This is a genomic window from Mesorhizobium sp. P2_H9, from assembly GCF_056403215.1.
This window is the reverse complement of record NZ_JBFUFX010000021.1, coordinates 49162-66254: the sequence shown is the minus strand read 5'-3', so window position 1 is coordinate 66254 and position 17093 is coordinate 49162. Positions and strand designations below refer to the sequence as shown.

20 protein-coding genes are annotated in these 17093 nt (G+C 64.4%); 12 read left to right on the top strand and 8 right to left on the bottom strand.

The genetic code is table 11. The features are described 5' to 3' along the window. Positions 1–90: 90 nt before the first annotated feature. Genes AC1DXN_RS29425 through AC1DXN_RS29410 form a run of 4 tightly spaced genes read left to right on the top strand, consistent with a single transcriptional unit; the run spans position 91 to position 3756 of the window. The gene (locus AC1DXN_RS29425) at positions 91–756 is read left to right on the top strand and encodes a CerR family C-terminal domain-containing protein (RefSeq protein ID WP_477270059.1); all 666 of its coding nucleotides are present in this window, start codon (positions 91–93) and stop codon (positions 754–756) included. Continuing rightward, complete coding sequence (locus AC1DXN_RS29420; protein ID WP_477270061.1) at positions 753–1706, top strand: HlyD family secretion protein; 954 nt, start codon at positions 753–755, stop codon at positions 1704–1706. The genes AC1DXN_RS29425 and AC1DXN_RS29420 overlap by 4 nt, the downstream gene beginning before the upstream one ends. Continuing rightward, positions 1703–2623 carry an ABC transporter ATP-binding protein gene (locus AC1DXN_RS29415; RefSeq protein ID WP_477240296.1) on the top strand — a complete coding sequence of 307 codons (921 nt, stop codon included), beginning with the start codon at positions 1703–1705 and terminating at the stop codon, positions 2621–2623. The genes AC1DXN_RS29420 and AC1DXN_RS29415 overlap by 4 nt, the downstream gene beginning before the upstream one ends. Then, positions 2620–3756, top strand: a complete 1137-nt coding sequence (locus tag AC1DXN_RS29410) for an ABC transporter permease (RefSeq protein WP_477270063.1) — start codon at positions 2620–2622, stop codon at positions 3754–3756. The genes AC1DXN_RS29415 and AC1DXN_RS29410 overlap by 4 nt, the downstream gene beginning before the upstream one ends. 3 nt (positions 3757–3759) lie before the next feature. On the opposite strand, the gene AC1DXN_RS29405 is transcribed toward AC1DXN_RS29410, so the two are convergent. Further along, complete coding sequence (locus AC1DXN_RS29405) at positions 3760–4737, bottom strand: threonine/serine dehydratase (protein ID WP_477270065.1); 978 nt, start codon at positions 4735–4737, stop codon at positions 3760–3762. Between the two features lie 325 nt (positions 4738–5062). Further along, entirely contained in the window at positions 5063–5386 is a 324-nt protein-coding gene (locus AC1DXN_RS29400; protein ID WP_477240290.1) for a hypothetical protein, read from the bottom strand. Between the two features lie 178 nt (positions 5387–5564). On the opposite strand from AC1DXN_RS29400, the gene mbfA reads away from it, so the two are divergent. Continuing rightward, positions 5565–6548 (top strand): iron exporter MbfA, encoded by a 984-nt coding sequence (gene mbfA / locus AC1DXN_RS29395; protein ID WP_477270067.1) that lies wholly within the window; start codon positions 5565–5567, stop codon positions 6546–6548. Here mbfA and AC1DXN_RS29390 read toward each other — a convergent pair. The 3 genes from AC1DXN_RS29390 to AC1DXN_RS29380 form a co-directional block, all read right to left on the bottom strand. Further along, the gene (locus tag AC1DXN_RS29390) at positions 6545–6889 is read right to left on the bottom strand and encodes an antibiotic biosynthesis monooxygenase family protein (RefSeq protein WP_477270069.1); all 345 of its coding nucleotides are present in this window, start codon (positions 6887–6889) and stop codon (positions 6545–6547) included. The genes mbfA and AC1DXN_RS29390 overlap by 4 nt on opposite strands. Then, positions 6886–7218, bottom strand: a complete 333-nt coding sequence (locus AC1DXN_RS29385) for an NIPSNAP family protein (RefSeq protein ID WP_477270071.1) — start codon at positions 7216–7218, stop codon at positions 6886–6888. Before AC1DXN_RS29385 ends, AC1DXN_RS29390 begins: the two co-directional genes overlap by 4 nt. Positions 7219–7314: 96 nt before the next feature. Then, the gene (locus AC1DXN_RS29380) at positions 7315–7533 is read right to left on the bottom strand and encodes a DUF1127 domain-containing protein (RefSeq protein ID WP_477240283.1); all 219 of its coding nucleotides are present in this window, start codon (positions 7531–7533) and stop codon (positions 7315–7317) included. A gap of 68 nt (positions 7534–7601) precedes the next feature. On the opposite strand from AC1DXN_RS29380, the gene AC1DXN_RS29375 reads away from it, so the two are divergent. After that, positions 7602–8276, top strand: coding sequence for an ArsR/SmtB family transcription factor (locus tag AC1DXN_RS29375; RefSeq protein WP_477240281.1), 675 nt, complete (start codon positions 7602–7604; stop codon positions 8274–8276). Between the two features lie 78 nt (positions 8277–8354). Here AC1DXN_RS29375 and ligD read toward each other — a convergent pair whose 3' ends face one another. Next, positions 8355–10856, bottom strand: a complete 2502-nt coding sequence (gene ligD, locus AC1DXN_RS29370; RefSeq protein WP_477270072.1) for a DNA ligase D — start codon at positions 10854–10856, stop codon at positions 8355–8357. An 11-nt stretch (positions 10857–10867) separates the two neighbouring features. After that, entirely contained in the window at positions 10868–11737 is an 870-nt protein-coding gene (gene ku, locus AC1DXN_RS29365) for a non-homologous end joining protein Ku (RefSeq protein ID WP_477270074.1), read from the bottom strand. Here ku and AC1DXN_RS29360 point away from each other — a divergent pair. From AC1DXN_RS29360 to AC1DXN_RS29335, 6 genes are all read left to right on the top strand, one after another. Next, positions 11736–11912 (top strand): hypothetical protein, encoded by a 177-nt coding sequence (locus tag AC1DXN_RS29360; protein WP_477270076.1) that lies wholly within the window; start codon positions 11736–11738, stop codon positions 11910–11912. The genes ku and AC1DXN_RS29360 overlap by 2 nt on opposite strands. A 189-nt stretch (positions 11913–12101) precedes the next feature. Next, positions 12102–12248 (top strand): hypothetical protein, encoded by a 147-nt coding sequence (locus AC1DXN_RS29355; RefSeq protein ID WP_477240272.1) that lies wholly within the window; start codon positions 12102–12104, stop codon positions 12246–12248. Positions 12249–12427: 179 nt separating this feature from the next. Then, positions 12428–12859: a thiol-disulfide oxidoreductase DCC family protein gene (locus tag AC1DXN_RS29350; protein ID WP_477270077.1), complete on the top strand. Its 432-nt coding sequence runs from the start codon at positions 12428–12430 to the stop codon at positions 12857–12859. Positions 12860–12883: 24 nt separating this feature from the next. Continuing rightward, positions 12884–14599, top strand: coding sequence for a DUF4166 domain-containing protein (locus AC1DXN_RS29345; RefSeq protein WP_477270079.1), 1716 nt, complete (start codon positions 12884–12886; stop codon positions 14597–14599). Positions 14600–14737: 138 nt separating this feature from the next. Further along, complete coding sequence (locus tag AC1DXN_RS29340) at positions 14738–15112, top strand: YciI family protein (RefSeq protein ID WP_477270081.1); 375 nt, start codon at positions 14738–14740, stop codon at positions 15110–15112. Beyond that, positions 15109–16356, top strand: coding sequence for an RNA polymerase sigma factor (locus AC1DXN_RS29335; RefSeq protein ID WP_477270083.1), 1248 nt, complete (start codon positions 15109–15111; stop codon positions 16354–16356). Before AC1DXN_RS29340 ends, AC1DXN_RS29335 begins: the two co-directional genes overlap by 4 nt. 36 nt (positions 16357–16392) lie before the next feature. Here AC1DXN_RS29335 and AC1DXN_RS29330 read toward each other — a convergent pair whose 3' ends face one another. After that, positions 16393–17013, bottom strand: a complete 621-nt coding sequence (locus AC1DXN_RS29330) for a glutathione S-transferase family protein (protein ID WP_477270085.1) — start codon at positions 17011–17013, stop codon at positions 16393–16395. Positions 17014–17093: the final 80 nt, after the last annotated feature.

Sequence of the window (17093 nt, the reverse complement as noted above, 5' to 3'; positions counted from 1 at the left end):
GGCCGCGCACTAAAGCGTGTGCGACCGGACATGGCAAGCCAGAGTCGTAGGGATATTGACTTTAATCAATCGATTGAATAAAGTCAGACCATGAGCAAGACGCCGCCATCAGCCGCGGACACGACACGCGCGGCGCTGGTGCAGGCGGCGCTGAAATTGTTCGGGCGGCAGGGTTTTGACGGCACCTCGACGCGCGAGATTGCGGCCGAGGCGAAAGCCAATATTGGCTCGATCGCCTACCATTTCGGCGGCAAGGAAGGGCTTCGCGCAGCAGCGGCCGACTACATCGTCGACACCATCCAGACCATTGCCGGCCAGGCGATGGGCAGCCCGCAGGCAGCGACCGCCGGCCACCCGGAAGCGGCGCGGGCGCAACTCTTCGCCGCCCTGGAGCGGATGGTCACCTTTATCGTGGCCAGTCCGCAGGCCGGCGAGATCGTACAGTTTGTACTTCGTGAATTGTCGCATCCGACCGCGGCCCTCGACCGCATCTATGAGGGCGTGTTCGAGCCGACGCATCGCCGGCTCTGCCTGATCTGGGAACAGGCGACCGGCGAGGCAGCCGAAAGCGAGGCGACAAGGCTCACCGTGTTCACGCTGATCGGCCAGGTCATCTATTTCCGCATCGGCCGCGAGGCGGTGATGCGGCGCATGGGCTGGCACGACATCGGCGCCGCCGAGGCGGCCAAGGTGGTGGCGGCCACATCGGGCAATCTCAGCGCGATACTGGCTGCAAGGAAGAGGCAAAGACCATGAGCTTTCTCTGTTCGCTGCCACTCGCCGCGCAGCTGTTCAGCGCCTGCGCGCCGGCAGCACCGCTGGCTGTCGGCTATGTCGAGGGCGACTACGTGCTGCTGGCGCCGATCGAGGTGGCGCAGGTCGAGACGGTCGCGGTCAAGCGCGGCGACCGCGTCGTATCAGGCACGCCAGTGGTGACGCTGGAGAGCGCCGACGCCAAGATTGCCGTTGCGCTGGCCGAGGCGGGCCTTGCCCAAGCACAGGCGCAGCTGGCCGATTTGCAGGTTGGCAAGCGGCCGGAAGAGATTGCGGTGCTCAAGGCGGAAGTCGACATGGCGAAAGCGCAAGCCACCGACGCCAGGCGCAGATACGACCGCGCCAGCGACCTGTTCAAGCGCGGCACCGGCACGCAGGCCGATTTCGACACGGCGACCGCCACGCTGGAGACGGCCAACGCGCAGGTCGGCCAAGCCGAGGCCAATCTCGCCGTCGGCGGCCTGCCGGCACGACCGGAGACGATCAAGGCCGCCGACAACCAGGTCAAGCAGGCGCAGGCGACCCTGGAGCAGGCTGGGTGGCGGCTGTCGAAGCGCGTGCTTGCGGCACCCTCGCCCGGCCGCGTCAACGACGTCATCCGCAATCCGGGCGACACCGCCGGGCCGACGGCGCCAGTCATTTCGATACTGCCGGACGGCGCGGTGAAGCTCAGCGTCTATATTCCGGAAAGCGCGTTTTCGTCGGTCAAGGTCGGCACGCTGCTCGGCGTTCATTGCGACGGCTGCGGGCCGGAGGTGAAGGCCCGCGTCAGCTATGTCTCGCCGGATCCGGAATTCACGCCGCCGGTGATCTATTCGCTCGAGAACCGGCAGAAGCTGGTCTATCTGGTCGAGGCGCGGCCGGAGGGTGATGCCAGCGCCTTGCAGCCGGGCCAGATCGTCGATGTCGATCTGGTGGACGAGGCAAAATGAACGCCATCGACGTCCATGGCCTGGTCAAGCGCTTTGGCGACAAGACCGTCGTCGACCATGTGACGATGACGGTGGCCGAAGGCGAGATCGTCGGCTTCCTCGGCCCTAACGGCTCCGGCAAGACGACCACCATCCGCATCATGTGCGGCCTGCTGACGCCGGATGAGGGCGAAGGCACGGTGTTGGGTTTCAACATCCGCACCGACAGCCTGCGGATCAAACGCGAAGTCGGCTACATGACGCAGAAATTCTCGTTCTACGAGGATCTGACGATCGGCGAGAACCTCGAATTCGTGGCGCGGCTCTATCAGCTGAAGCCGGTTGCCGAGCATGTGGCGAAGACGCTTGAGGACCTCGGGCTCACCTCGCGCAAAGACCAGCTGGCCGGCACGCTGTCCGGCGGCTGGAAGCAGCGGCTGGCGCTGGCCGCCTGCATCATGCACAAGCCGAAATTATTGTTGCTCGACGAGCCGACGGCGGGCGTCGACCCTAAAGCGCGGCGCGAATTCTGGGACGAGATCCATCGCCTCGCCAGTGGCGGGCTGACCGTTCTGGTCTCCACCCACTACATGGACGAGGCTGAGCGCTGCCACCGCATCAGCTACATCTCCTATGGCAAGATGCTGGCCACCGGCACGGTCGAGGAGGTGGTGAAAAATGCCGGGCTGACGACCTTTGTCGTGCAAGGCCCGCGCCTCGACCAGGTTGCTGCCGCACTCAGTGGCCGGCCCGGCGTCGACCAGGTGGCGCCGTTCGGCGCGACGCTCCATGTCGTCGGCTCCGACAGGAAGAAGCTGCAAGCAGCGCTCGCCGATGTCGAGAAGGAGCACAAGGGGGTGACGGTGACGCCGGGCGAGACCAGCCTGGAAGACGTGTTCATCCAGTTCATGTCCGGCTCCAGGGACAATATGGCATGAACAGCGTCTTTTCCTTCGCCCGGCTCGGCGCGGTGCTGATCAAGGAGTTCATCCAGATGCGGCGCGACCGCATCACCTTTGCCATGATGCTGGGCGTGCCGCTGATGCAATTGGTGCTGTTCGGCTATGCCATCAACAATGATCCGAAGAGCCTGCCGGCGGCACTGGTGGCGACGAGCAGCGACCCGTACACCCGGGCCATGGTGTCGGCGCTGCAGACCACCGGCTACTACCGCTTCGACTATGTCGCGCAAAGTGCCGCGCAGGCGGAATTCCTGATGTCGCGCGGCGATGTCGCCTTCGTCGTCACCATCCCGGCCGATTTCGCCCGCCGGGTCGAACGCGGCGACAGCCCGCAGATCCTGATCGAGGCCGACGCCACCGATCCGGCGGTGGCCAGCGGCGCCATCTCGACGCTCGGCACCGTCGCCAACCAGGCGCTGCTGCGGGCACGCGGCACGCAGGAGGCGGCGACCGAGGCGGCCAGGGGCCAGCTCGAAGTGGTGGTGCACCGGCGCTACAATCCGGAAGGCATCTCGCAATACAACATCGTTCCCGGTCTGCTCGGCGTCATCCTGCAGATGACCATGGTGATGATGACCTCGATCGCGCTGACGCGCGAGACCGAGCGCGGTACGATGGAGAACCTGCTGGCGATGCCGTCCAGCCCGCTGGAGATCATGATGGGCAAGGTGCTGCCCTATCTGGCGGTCGGCGCGGTGCAGGTGGTGGTGGTGCTGGCGGCGGCGAAGCTTCTGTTCGCCATTCCCTTCACCGGGTCGATGTCGCTGCTGCTCACCGCCGTGCTGATCTTCGTGCTCGCGCTTGTGCTGCTCGGCTACACGATCTCGACCATCGCCCGCACGCAGATGCAGGCGCTGCAGCTGACCTTCTTCTTCTTCCTGCCGTCGATCATGCTGTCCGGCTTCATGTTCCCCTATCGCGGCATGCCCGGCTGGGCGCAATTGTTCGGCGAGATCCTGCCGCTGACGCATTTCTTGCGCATCATCCGCGCGGTGATGCTGAAAGGCGCCGAACTGCCGGCGGTGGCGACGGAGATCGGCTGGCTGGTCGTGTTCGTGGCGCTGTTTGCCGGGGTGGCGCTGGTGCGGTTCAGGCGGACGCTCGACTGAAGCCTACGCCGCCGCCATGATCTCGGCATAGGTGCCGAAATCGACATTGCCGCCGGACAGCACCACGGCGACGCATTTGCCGGCGAGATCGATCTCGCCTGACGACAGCGCCGCCAGCGCGACGCAGCCGCCGGGCTCGACCACCAGCTTGAGATAGGCCATGGCATCGCGCATCGCCTGTGCCGTCGCCTTGTCGGAGACGGCGATGGCGCCGGCGAGGTTTTTGCGGTTGATCTCGAAGGTGATTTCGCCTGGCTCGGCGGTGAGGATCGCATCGCAGATCGAGCTGTGGCCGGGTTCATTCGAGACCCTTTCGCCCTTGATGAGCGAGCGGCGGGTGTCGTCGAAATGCTCGGGCTCCACCGCCCAGACGGCGGTATCGCGCGAAGCATCCTTGACCGCGACCGAAATGCCGCTGCTCAGGCCACCGCCGCCACACGGGATAAAAACCGCGTCGAGGCTGACGCCGAGCGCTTTGGCTTGAGCCATCAGTTCAAGGCCGATCGTGCCCTGGCCGGCGATGATGGCCGGGTCGTCGAAGGGCGGCACCAGCACCATGCCCTTGTCTATGTAGGGCCGAACCACGGTCAGGCGGTCATCGCGAAAGCGGTCGAACGGCACCACCTCGGCGCCCATTTTGCGGACATTGCCGATCTTCATCGCTGGCGCGTCGGACGGCATGGCGATGACCGCCTTGACGCCGAACATGGCAGCGGAGGCGGCAACGCCTTGCGCGTGGTTGCCTGAGGAGAATGCAACGACCCCGCGGCGGCGCTCTTCCTCGCTCAGCGACGACAATTTGTTGTAGGCGCCGCGGAACTTGAAGGAGCCGGTGCGCTGCAAGGTCTCCGGCTTGAACAGGATGCGGCCGCCGAAGCGCTTGTTCAGCTCAAGCGATTCGATCAGCGGCGTTTCGACGATCAGGCCGGAGAGTTTTGCCGCGGCGCTGCGGATGTCGGCGATGCCGGGAGGGGTGGTCATGGCGAGGTCCCGCGGAAATGAGATCGCCCATGCTGCACGTAAAGGGCTGCACGATGCCAACGAAAAAATGTGACCGATACAAAGTTTGGAAGGTCATGATGCGTAGGCAGCGCTGCCCCTCATCTGGCTGCCGCCATCTTCTCCCCGTGAACGGGGAGAAGGACGCTGTAGTCGACCATTTTTGCCAATCACCAACGTTGCAAGGAGGGCGGCGGCGTTCCGGTCGGCTTCTTTCTCCCCGTTTACGGGGAGAAATGCCCGGCAGGGCAATGAGGGGCGGCGCCGACATCGGCAGTTGCCGTCCGCCGGGCCTATCTGCTCAATCCTAGCCCAGTAGCGCCCGCTGCCGCTTCGCCCCACCCATCTTGCGCCAGGTGTTGAACCGATGCGTCGCGGCGGCGAAGGAGATCTTCATCTGCTGGGCCACCGAATAGCGCGACTTGCCCTCGTCGAACATGCGGTAGCAGCACTCGACGCCCTCCTCGGTCAGCTTGCCGTCGGGCGCCTTGTTGTGCGGGTTGGCGGGGTCGAACTTTTCGACCTGCTGTTCGACCAGGCCCTTCAGCCGCTGCAGGTCGGCCTCGATGCTGGCGATGAGATCGAGAACGGGTTTCGGGTCAAATGCATCGGTGTGCGGTTTTGCCGTCATCTGCGAATTCCTCTGTCTTGGCTTAGGTTCAGTTATATAGGCGAACATTCACCGATAACGAAGAGGCGCCCGCCGGATTTCCGGTTCAAATAATTTTGACCGCCGAGCGACGCGCTCGGTTGACCCAGAGTACTCCAAACTCTAGTTTAGAATAATTCTAAACTAGGGTGAATTTGTCATGCTTTCGCGTGTTTTCGGCTTTGGCCGCCGTTCCTTCGAATCGCTCTCGGAACAGGAGATCCTGGCGCTCGCCATCTCGTCCGAGGAAGATGACGGGCGCATCTATCGCGCCTATGCCGACGGGCTGGCGGAAGACTTTCCGCAATCGGCCAAAGTGTTCGAGGCGATGGCGGAGGAAGAGGACGGCCATCGCGACGCGCTGATCGAGCTTTTCCGCAAGCGTTTCGGCGAGCGCATTCCGCTGATCCGCCGCGATCATGTGAAGGGCTATTACGAACGCAAGGCGGACTGGCTGGTCCGCCCGCTCGGCATCGAGCATGTGCGCCAGCAGGCCGAGGTGATGGAGCGGCAAGCCTATCTGTTCTACGTCGAGGCGGCCAAGCGCACCACCGATGCCTCGACCAGAAAGCTGCTCGGCGATCTGGCGGCGGCCGAACAGGGCCATGAGAGCTCGGCACACCAGCTCGAACAGCAGCATGTGCCGGGCGCAGTGAAGGATGAGGAGGCGGCGGCCGAGCAGCGCCAGTTCATCCTGACCTATGTGCAGCCGGGGCTGGCCGGGCTGATGGACGGCTCGGTGTCGACGCTGGCGCCGATCTTCGCCGCCGCCTTCGCCACACATGATACCTGGCAGACGCTTCTGGTCGGTCTCGCGGCCTCGATCGGCGCCGGCATCTCGATGGGCTTCACCGAAGTCGCGTCCGACGACGGCAAATTGTCCGGGCGCGGTTCGCCACTGAAGCGCGGGCTGACAGTCGGCATCATGACCACGCTGGGCGGCCTAGGCCACGCGCTGCCCTATCTCATCCCGCAATTCTGGACAGCGACGGCGGTGGCAGCGGTGGTGGTGTTCTTCGAACTGTGGACCATCGCCTTCGTGCAGAACCGCTACATGCAGACGCCGTTCCTGCGCGCCGCCTTCCAGGTGGTGCTGGGCGGCGCGCTGGTGTTTGCGGCCGGCGTGCTGATCGGGAATGCTTAGCCGTTGACCACCCGGCTATCCGCCGGCGCCTCGGCCCTTTCCGTCAGCCCATAATCGCGCACGACATGCGCGATGCGTAGTCGATAGCCGGCAAAGATGCCACCGCGGCCGGCTTGCTGCGCCTGCCGGTGCTTCTCGGTGTTGCGCCAAGCCTTCACCGCCTCCTCGTCGCGCCAGAACGATAGCGACAGGACGCGGTTCGGGTCGGCCAGGCTCTGGAAGCGTTCGATCGAGACAAAGCCGTCGATGTCATCGAGCAGCTGGCGCAGCTGCGCGGCGATGCCGAGATAGGCATCGCGCTTGCCCGCCGCCGGCTCGACCTCGAAGATGACCGCGATCATATCTTCACCAGCGGCGCGTGCGGCCCGGACACGTGCTTCAGGAAGATGCGATCCTCCTTCAGAATGAATTTTTCCCGCCTGGCGAACTCGTAATTCGCCTTGCCGGCCGGATCGGCGGCGAGCCGGGCGCGGTAGGCTTCGTAGGCGGCAAGGCTGTCGATGTTGTACATCGCATAGGCCGTGGTGGCCGAACCCTCATGCGGCGCGTAGTAGCCGATCAGATCGGCGCCGCAGCGCGGGATGGCCTGGCCCCAGTTGCGGGCATACTCCTCGAACGCCGCCTTGCCGAACGGGTCGATCTCGTAGCGGATGAAACAGGTGATGGCCATTTTTGTCTCCTTGACGGTTGGATATTTCTTGCGCGGACAGTTCGAGCCGGATCGAAACGTTGTGTGGATCGACGTGCTAGGCAATTCCCTTGCTGGTCATGTCTGCCAGAAGGATTTCGCGCATTCGCGGCGGACGTCTTCAGGCGTCAAACCAAGGTCGCGCAACAAATGATCGTCGATCTCGGCGAGGTCGAGACGCTGCCGATGGCGGTCGTACCAGCGGGCCAGAAGCCGCAAGCGCAGCCGGTGCAAGGCGAAGAACGGGAACGGCAGGCGGGCGACAGGTGCGGAGGTCGAAGCGGCTGTTGTGGTCATCGTCGTCTCCTTGATCTCACTGGAGAATAGTGGTTATCTGACAAGAATGCTTCGATGAGGGACGAACTATGCGTGAAGGACCCGACATCGCGCGCATCGCCAGCCTGGTCGGCGATCCGGCGCGGGCAAACATGCTGAATGCGCTGATGGGCGGGACGGCGCTGACGGCGAGCGAACTGGCGATGGAGGCCGGCGTGTCACTGCCCACCGCCAGTTCGCATCTGGGCAAACTGCTGGAGGGCGGGCTGCTGACAGTGGCAAGCCAGGGACGGCATCGCTACTACGGCCTCGCCGGCCCGCAAGTGGCGGGCATGATCGAGGCCATCACCGGCGTCGCCGCTTCGGTCGGGCCGCAGCGCGTGCGGCCGGGACCGCGCGATGCGGCGATGCGGGTGGCGCGGGTCTGCTACGATCATCTTGCCGGCGAACAAGCGGTGGCAATGCTGGACCGTCTCGTCGACAAACACATCCTGCTGCGCGAGGACAAGGAGATCCGGCTCGGCCCGGCGGCCGCTTCGCATTTCGCCGCCATCGGCATCGACGTCTACACCAAGCCGCGACGACCGGTATGCCGCGCCTGCCTCGACTGGAGCGTGCGGCGCTCGCATCTGGCCGGCACGCTGGGCGCCGCCATCCTCGACAAGATCATCTCGGAAAAATGGGCGCGGCGCGAGAAGGACAGCCGCGCCGTGGTGTTCTCGCCGGTGGGCAAGCAGGCATTCGAGAAAGTGTTTTTGGGGTGAACTGAACTTCGTCATCCACGGGCGGAGCAAGGAGCGAAGCGACGCGGCGCAGACCATAGGATGACGAAGTCATGGGGCTCAGCTCCGCTTCAACACCTTCCCCAGCTTGAAGAAATCCGCCCACGGATCGGCTTTCGATAATTGCTTCAGCGTCGTCTTGTCGCCGATCGGAAAGGCGTTCGGCGCCAGCCCGGCTTCGATTTCCGCCCAGGTCACCGGCATCGACACGGTGGCGCCCTTCTTGGCGCGCGACGAATAGGGCGCGACCGTGGTCGAACCGCGACCGTTGCGCAGATAGTCGACGAAGATCTTTCCGGTGCGCGCCTTCTTCGACAGCGTCGCCGTGTAGCGATCCGGTGCCGCCTGCTCCAGCGCGCGGGCGAAATCATGGGCGAAGGTTTTTACCTCCTCCCAATCGGCCGACGGTTTTAGCGGCACGACGACATGGTAGCCCTTGCCGCCCGATGTCTTGACGAGGTTGGGCATCGACAAATCATCGAGCTTGCCGCGGATGTCGAGCGCTGCCTCGCGCACCGCCTTGGCGTCGACGCCCTCGTCGGGATCGAGATCGAAGACGATCTGGTCGGGCTTTTCCAGCTCGTCGATGGTGCAGCCCCAGATGTGGATCTCGACGACGCCGTTCTGGACCAGAGCGGCGAGGCCGTCGAAGTCGCGGATGAACAAGATCTCCTCGCCGTCCGTCGGGTCCTTCATCCTGGCAATCTTTTCATGCATGCCGGCTGAAGCGTGCTTCTGGAAGAAGCGCGGACCGCCGATGCCGTCCGGCGCCCGCACCAGGCTGAGCGGCCGGTTGACGACGAATTGCTGCATGCGCGGCCAGACCAGCGCGTAGTGCTCGAGCAGGCCCTGCTTCGAGATCTTTTCCTCGGGCCACAAAAGCTTGTCCGGATGGGACAATTTGACGACGGTTTGTACCGTCCCGGCGGATTTCGTCGAAGCCGGCTTTGCCTTGCTCGCGCCCGTCGGAGCCTTCGGTTTTTCCTGCACGACTTCCTCCGCCGGCTTGTCTTCGCGCAATCCCTGGAACGATGCATGGCGTATTATACGGTCGGAGGTCCAGCTGCGAAACTCCACTTCGCCCACCAATTCGGGCTTGACCCAGACCAGTCCCTTGCCCTTCGGCACGGCGGCGGCGAAGGGTGAAGCGTCTGCTTTCAAAGCATCGAGTCTTTTCTTCAGATCGGTGGCCATCCTGGCCGAAAAGCCGGTGCCGACGCGGCCGGCATAGTGCAGCTTGCCGGCCTCGAAATAGCCGACCAGCAGCGAGCGCAGCCCGCGCCTGGTCTTTTCCGACGGCAGATAGCCGCCGATGACGAATTCCTGGCGCGCCGTGCATTTCGACTTGACCCAGGCCGGGCCGCGACCGCTGCGATAGGCTGCGTCGGCGCGCTTGGAGACGATGCCTTCCAGCCCCATGCGACAGGCGTGCTGCAGCATGATCTTGCCGGGTTCGGCGAAGTGGTCGCTGAAGCGGACTGCCGAATCGTCCGACTGTTTGCCGAGCAGGTCCTGCAGCGCCTGTTTGCGCTCGACCAGCGGCTCGCTGCGCAGATCTTGCCCGTCGAGACGCATGAGGTCGAAGACATAGTAGATGAAGCGATTGGTGCGGCTCGCCGACAGGTCCTGTTGCAGCAGCGAAAAGGACGAGACGCCATTGTCTGCCAGCACGACGATCTCGCCGTCGATAATGGCTTCGGTGCATTTCAACCGCCCGAGTTCCGCAACGATCTCGCCGCCGAATTTCTCCGTCCAGTCGAGGCCGGTGCGCGTCAGCAGCCGCACCTCAGTGCCGGCAAGCTGCGCCTGCATGCGGTAGCCGTCGAATTTCACCTCGTGCAGCCAGTCCTTTCCGGCCGGTGCATCTCTTTCCAGCGTGGCAAGCTGCGGCTCGATGAAGTCGAGCCGCTTTGTCGCACCAGCCATCGCCTTTCCGGCGGCCGGCTTGTTGGAATGCCAGACTTTTGGCGTCCTGCCCTTGGCGGTCTTGCCTGCGCCGACCTCCTCGATCGTCAGGCCCGACTTCACCGATTTCGGGGCTTCCTCGAGGATGTCTTCGCCGGGGCGGGCGGCGGCATCGTCGGACTTGATCAGCAGCCAGTTGTCGCGCTTTTCGCCCGCGCGGGGTTTCAATCTGACCAGATGCCAGAGGCCATGCAATTTGTGGCCGTGCAGCTCGAAGCTGATATGGCCTTTCTGCATGGCCTTGGCCGGATCGATCTCGGGCGTCCAGGCGCCCTCGTCCCAGACGATGACCGTGCCGCCGCCATACTCGCCCTTGGGAATGGTTCCTTCGAACGGCGCATAGTCGATCGGATGGTCCTCGACATGCACGGCCAGCCGCTTCTCGTGCGGGTCGAGGCTCGGGCCGCGCGTGACCGCCCAGCTCCACAGCACGCCGTCATGCTCGAGGCGAAGATCGTAGTGCAGTCTTGTCGCGTCATGCTTGTGGATGACGAAGATGCCGCCGGCCTTGCCCTTGCCGCTGCGCGATACCTTGCCGGCCGGCTCGGCGGTCTTCTTGAAATCGCGCTTGGAATGATACTGTTCGAGGCCGGCCATCTCTCCAATCCTCAGGCCGATTTACGCTTGGCGGCGGCGGCTTTCGCCTTCGCACCCTTCGCCGGCGCCTTGGCTTTTGCCGACGCGGAAGCCTTTAAACCGCCATCCGAAGAAAGGCTCTGCTTCAGCGCATCGAACAGATTGACGACGTTGGAGGGTTTTGGCGCGGCCTGCGCCGCCGGCGCCTTCTTGCCGGCTTTCTTGGCGCGGATCAGTTCAAGCAGGGCGTCCTCGTATTTGTCGTCGAATTTCGACGGATCGAAACTGGCCTTCTTCTTGTCGATGATGAGCTCGGCGAGATCGGTCATCTCCTGATCGGTCTTCACCGCCTTGATGTCGCCGAAGACAGTATCCGGCTGGCGCACGGTGTTGTCGTAGCGCAGCGTGGTCAGCACCATGCCCTTGCCCAGCGGCTCGATCACAACAGGACGTTCGCGGCTGTAAAGAACGATGCGGGCGAGCCCCGCCATCTTCTTGCCCGCCATGGCATCGCGAATGACGGCAAAGGCTTCCTCCGACACCTTGTCGGCCGGCGCCACATAGTAGGGCGTGTCGAGATAGATCTGCTGGATCGAGGCTTTGTCGACGAAGCCGTCGAGGCTCATCGTGTGCGAGGATTCGATCTGCACCGCCTCGATCTCGTCTTCTTCGACGTGGACGAAGTCGCCATCGCTGACCTCATAGCCCTTGATCTCGTCGCCGTCGCCCAGCGGCTTGCCGGTTTGGGCGTCGACATAGATGCGTTTGACAATGTTGCCGGTCTTGCGGTTGAGCACCCGGAACGAGACCTTTTCCGTGTGGGTGACGACATTGGTCAGCTCGATGGCGCAGGTGACCAGCGACAGCTTCAGATAGCCTTTCCAGGCTGGACGAGGCGCCATGACAAACTCCCTGCGTGGTGCGTTTGAAGCGAGAACGGGCAAAGCCCAATCCGGTTCCGGCGGCAGGCCTGTCAGGACCATGGCGCCGGCGGGCGTTGCGCAAGGAAATTTCGTGGCTTCGGCGATTGTTGAAACAGAACCGCGCGCAAGCGACATTCAGGCGAAACATATGTGATGCAAAAGTCACATTGGGCGAAATGCCGACGAACTGCACCGAAAGACCCCGAATCAGCCGCATTCCGGCCACGAACCAGGGCCTTTTCGACCAGAGATTAACATCGTGTTCACCGACTATTCACGCATCGACGCTATGATGCCCGTAATTCGGAAGGGACATCCGAAATCGGGACAGGGACCAAAGAAAATGAACTTCTGGCATCACATTGCCGGCTATGCCGCCGCCATCCGCGAATTCGTCGCGCCGAGCTATCGGCCCGAGCGCTATTACATGCGCGGCCCCGGCCCGGCCTGCGCACGTCGCGGCAACTCGCTCGGCGTCAGCGCGCACTGATCATGACGTTCGAGACCCGTCATAACAGCCGGATCTGCAGACCGGGCGCAAACCACCGCGCAACCACCTATCGTGCCGAGCACCCTGTGCTGGCCGACAGACGACGTGCGACAACGCCGAGGCTTTAACGCCGCCGCCGGCAGGCTTAGTGTCCTAGGACATAAGCTGCCGGGTTGCACGTGACCATCGACCATCCCTCAGAAGTCTTCGATGCCAGCCAGCCGTTGATCGTTTTCGACGGCGTCTGCGTTTTGTGCTCCGGCTTCGTGCGCATGGTGGTGAAGCTCGACCGCAAGAACCGCTTCCGCTTCGCCACAGCGCAGTCGCCCTTCGGCGAGGCGCTGTTCCGAAAATACGGGCTGCGTACCGACAGCTACGAGACCAACCTCGTCCTCATCGACGGTGCGGCCTTCATGCGCCTCGAGAGTCTCGTCGCCGTGATGACTGAGCTGGGCTGGCCGTGGCGGGCAGCAAGGGTCTTGCTCCTGCTGCCGCGCCCGCTTCGCAACTGGCTTTACAACCGCATCGCCAGGAACCGCTATGCGCTGTTCGGCGAGAAGGACAGTTGCGAGATCCCGTCGGGCGAGCTGAGGGGACGGTTGATTGGCTAGGATGCGAGCCCTGGGTGAGCCGCGATGAATATTCTTGTCGTCGGTGGCTATGGCATCTTTGGCGGCCGCATCGTCGAATTGCTGGAAAACGAACCACGGCTGACGCTGTATGTCGCCGGGCGCTCGCTTGCCAAGGCCGAGGCCTTTTGCAGGAACCGGCGCCATGCCGTTGCTCACCTCGCTCCCACCCAGTTCGATCGCAATGGCGACCTCGATGCGCAACTGGCGTCGCTGCGGCCCGACATCGTCGTCGACGCCAGCGGTCCGTTCCAGGCCTATGGCGAGGGGCGCTACCGGCTGATCGAGGCCTGCATCGGTAACGGCGTAAACTACCTCGATCTCGCCGACGGTTCGGATTTCGTCGCCGGCGTTTCCGGCTTCGACGTGGCGGCGAAAGTGGCTGGCCTGTTCGTGCTGTCCGGCGTTTCCAGTTTTCCGGTGCTGACGGCAGCGGTGGTGCGCCGCCTGTCGTCAGAGATGACGCGCATCGACAGCATTCGCGGCGGCATTGCGCCGTCGCCCTATGCCGGCGTCGGCGAAAACGTCATCCGCGCCATTGCGGGCTATGCCGGCCAGCCGGTCCAGCTCGTGCGCGACGGCCAGAAGCGCCAAGGCCATCCGCTGACCGAACAGCTTCGCACCACGATCGCGCCTCCCGGCCGTGTACCGCTGCACAACACGCTGTTCTCGCTGGTCGACGTGCCGGACCTGCGGGCGCTGGCAGAACTGTGGCCTGAGGCGAAAACCATCTGGATGGGCGCCGGGCCGGTTCCAGAGCTGCTGCATCGCGCGTTGATCGCGCTGGCGTGGCTGGTGCGCATTGGACTGGTCCGCTCGCTGTCGCCGCTCGCCCCGCTGATGCATCTTGCGACGAACCGGCTGCGCTGGGGTGAGCATCGCGGCGGCATGTTTGTCGCAGTGGAAGGGACGGACCGGTCGGGTGCCGCAGTCAAACGCTTATGGCATCTTTTGGCGGAAGGCGATGACGGGCCGCTGATCCCGGCGATGGCGGTCGAGGCGCTGGTCCGAAAGACGCTGGACGGAGACAGGCCGGCGCCAGGCGCGCGGGCGGCCGTGTACGATTTGGAACTTGAAGACTACGAAGCGCTCTTTGCCAGCAAGACGATTTACACCGGCTTCAGGGACGATACTGCCGACAAGGAAAAGCCGCTCTATGCCGCCTTGCTCGGCGACGCCTGGCAAAGCCTGCCAAGAGAGATCCGCGCCATGCACGACCACGCTATTGCGGCGCAAGGACGCGCCAGCGTCGAGCGCGGGCGCAGCATCCTTAGCCGGCTATCGGCCTGGATGGTCGGCTTTCCCGAGGCGAGCGCCGACACCCCCGTGCGTGTCGATTTCGAAGCCGACAAGGGCGAGGAGACCTGGACGCGGACCTTTGGCGAGCACCGCTTTTCAAGCCGCCAGTTCGAAGGCCGTGGCCGGTCGCAGCGGCTGCTGTGCGAACGTTTCGGGCCGCTGAGTTTCGCCATGGCGCTAGTGGCCGAGGAAGGGCAGCTGTCACTCGTCCTGCGCCGCTGGAGCCTTTTCGGCCTGCCGCTGCCGATGTTTCTGTGCCCGCGCTCGACATCCTACGAGGCCGTGGAAGACGGCCACTTCCGCTTCCATGTCGAGATTTCGCATCCGCTCACCGGCATGATCGTGCGCTACCGTGGTTGGCTGGAGCCGTCCGTCTCGCAAGGCTCCAGACAGCCCCAGGAGACCGTAGTGCTGGGCAATTAGCGCCATCGGCAAGCTTGTGTGCTTGCGCAACGCGCCGCCAGGGACGAAGATTTTTGGAGCGCCTGTCGAAATCGGGCGTGGCCGCGCGACATACGTTCGGCCCGCACCGATGCGGCCCTGTAACCACGGGAGATGACCATGCAGTACCTGCTTCTTATCTATTCCAACGAAGCCGCAATGGCAGCCGCGCCCAAGGATGCGGCCATCCAGATGAGCGCCGCCTATAGCGCCTATACCGAAGCGATGAAGAAGGCCGGCGTGTTCCTGGCCGGGGAACGGTTGAAACCGACGAAGATCGCTACCACCGTGCGGGTGGCCAGCGGCAAGACCAACGTGATCGACGGTCCCTATGCCGACACCAAGGAGCAGCTCGGCGGCTACTATCTGATCGAGGTGGCTGACATGGACGCGGCGATCTCTTGGGCGGCGCGCTGTCCCGGTGCCAGCACCGGCACCATGGAAGTGCGGCCGATCTGGCCGATGGCAGAATACATGCCAGCATACACTGCGTGACAGCCGGTAGACCAGACACTGCACGGGCGGCGGCGGAAGCTGCTGCCCGGCAGAGCTACGGCAAGCTGGTTGCCTATCTCGCCGCGCGCACGCGCGACGTGGCCGGCGCCGAAGACGCGCTGGCCGATGCCTTTGCCGCAGCCCTGGAACGCTGGCCGCAAACCGGGGTGCCCGAAAAGCCTGAGGCCTGGCTGCTGGCGGTGGCGCGGCGGCGCAGCGTCGATGCGGTCAGGCGCCAGCTGACCAGCGAGGCCGGGCGCGATCACCTCAAGCTGATCGCCGAGGAAATGGAGGCGCGCATGACCGACGAAGACCTGCCTGACGAGCGGCTTCGGCTGATGTTTGCCTGCGCACATCCGGCGATCGAGGCTGGCGTGCGGGCGCCGCTGATCCTGCAGACGGTTCTGGGCTTCGACGCCGCAACGATCGCTTCCGCTTTCCTGGTGTCGCCGGCGACGATGAGCCAGCGCCTGGTGCGCGCCAAGTCGCGTATCCGCGAGACCGGCATTCCGTTCCGCGTGCCGGAGCGGGAAGAGCTTGGCGAGCGGCTGGACACGGTGCTGGAGGCGATCTACGCCGCCTTTGCCGAAGGCTGGTCGGACCCCGCCGGCACAGAAACGCGAGGGCGCAACCTTGCCACCGAAGGCATCTGGCTCGGCCGGCTGGTCGCCTCGCTGATGCCTGACGAACCGGAGGCACTGGGGCTGCTGGCGCTGATGCTGTTTGCCGAAGCGCGGCGTGCGGCGCGGCGCAACGCCGCCGGGGACTACGTGCCACTGGCCGAGCAGGATCTTGCGCTGTGGGATGATGCCCTGATCGACGAGGCGGAGGCCTTGCTCAGACACGCCGCCGGCAAAGGCGTCATCGGCCGCTATCAGCTCGAGGCGGCCGTGCAATCCGCCCACACGACTCGGCGGCTGACCGGCCGGACCGACTGGGTGGCGATCCGGGAGCTTTATGATGCCTTGTCGGTAATTGCCGGTTCGCCCGTGGTGTCGATCAACCGCGCGGTGGCGATTGCCGAGGCCGAAGGTGCTGCGGCAGGGCTGGCGGCGCTTTACGTGCTGGGTGACGACAAGCGGCTTGACGACTACCAGCCCTATTGGGCGGCCCGCGCCGGTCTGCTGGCCAGGCTCGGCAACATACCGCAGGCCAGCGAGGCCTATGACCGGGCGATCGGCCTCGAACGCGACCCGGCCGTGCGCCGGTTCCTGCAGGCAAAGCGCGCCGCGCTGAAGAATTGAGCGCCGGGAAACGTCGCTTCGCTGCCAGCAATTCGTTCAGGCCGGCCACATGTCATGCGAGGCGTTCAGCTTCCGCATCACCGGATGCTGGCGCAACCCGGCCCACAGGCGTTCGATGTTCGGCCAGGCGGTTCGAACTTTCTCGACCTCGGGATGCCAGGCGACCAGCATGACGAGATAGATGTCGGCCAGCGAGAGCCGGTCGCCGACCAGCCACTCGCGGTTTTCGAGGGCGGCGTCGACAATGGCAAAGTCGCGATCCATCTCGGCAACCGCCGCCTCCTTGACGGCTTCCACGCCGCCGGGGTCGGCCGTGTAGCGATGCGCGTAGAAGAACCTTAGGGCGGCCGGGTAAATGACCGACGACATGAAGGTCATCCAGCGCAGGAAATCGGCGCGAGCAGGTGAACCGATTGCTGGCGCCAGATCCGCCTCCGGGTGACGCTCGGCAAGCAGGATGCACATGGCCGCCGACTCGGTGATCGAGTTGCCGTCCGGCAAGGTCAGCACCGGAACCTGGTTCAACGGACTGATGTCGAGAAAGGTCGGGTCCGGCGGCTTCGGGACGTCGATCTGGTCGAACGGCACTCCGGCCAGCGCAAGGGCTGCCTCGACGACGAAGCCGCCGCTGTTGGGGCGCGTATAGAGTTTGTACATGAAGTCCTCCGCCGGCCTGCGCAAAGCAGGCCGGCGGCCATTGGACACGCAAGCCGCGTCCCGCTCAAGCGAGCGGCAGC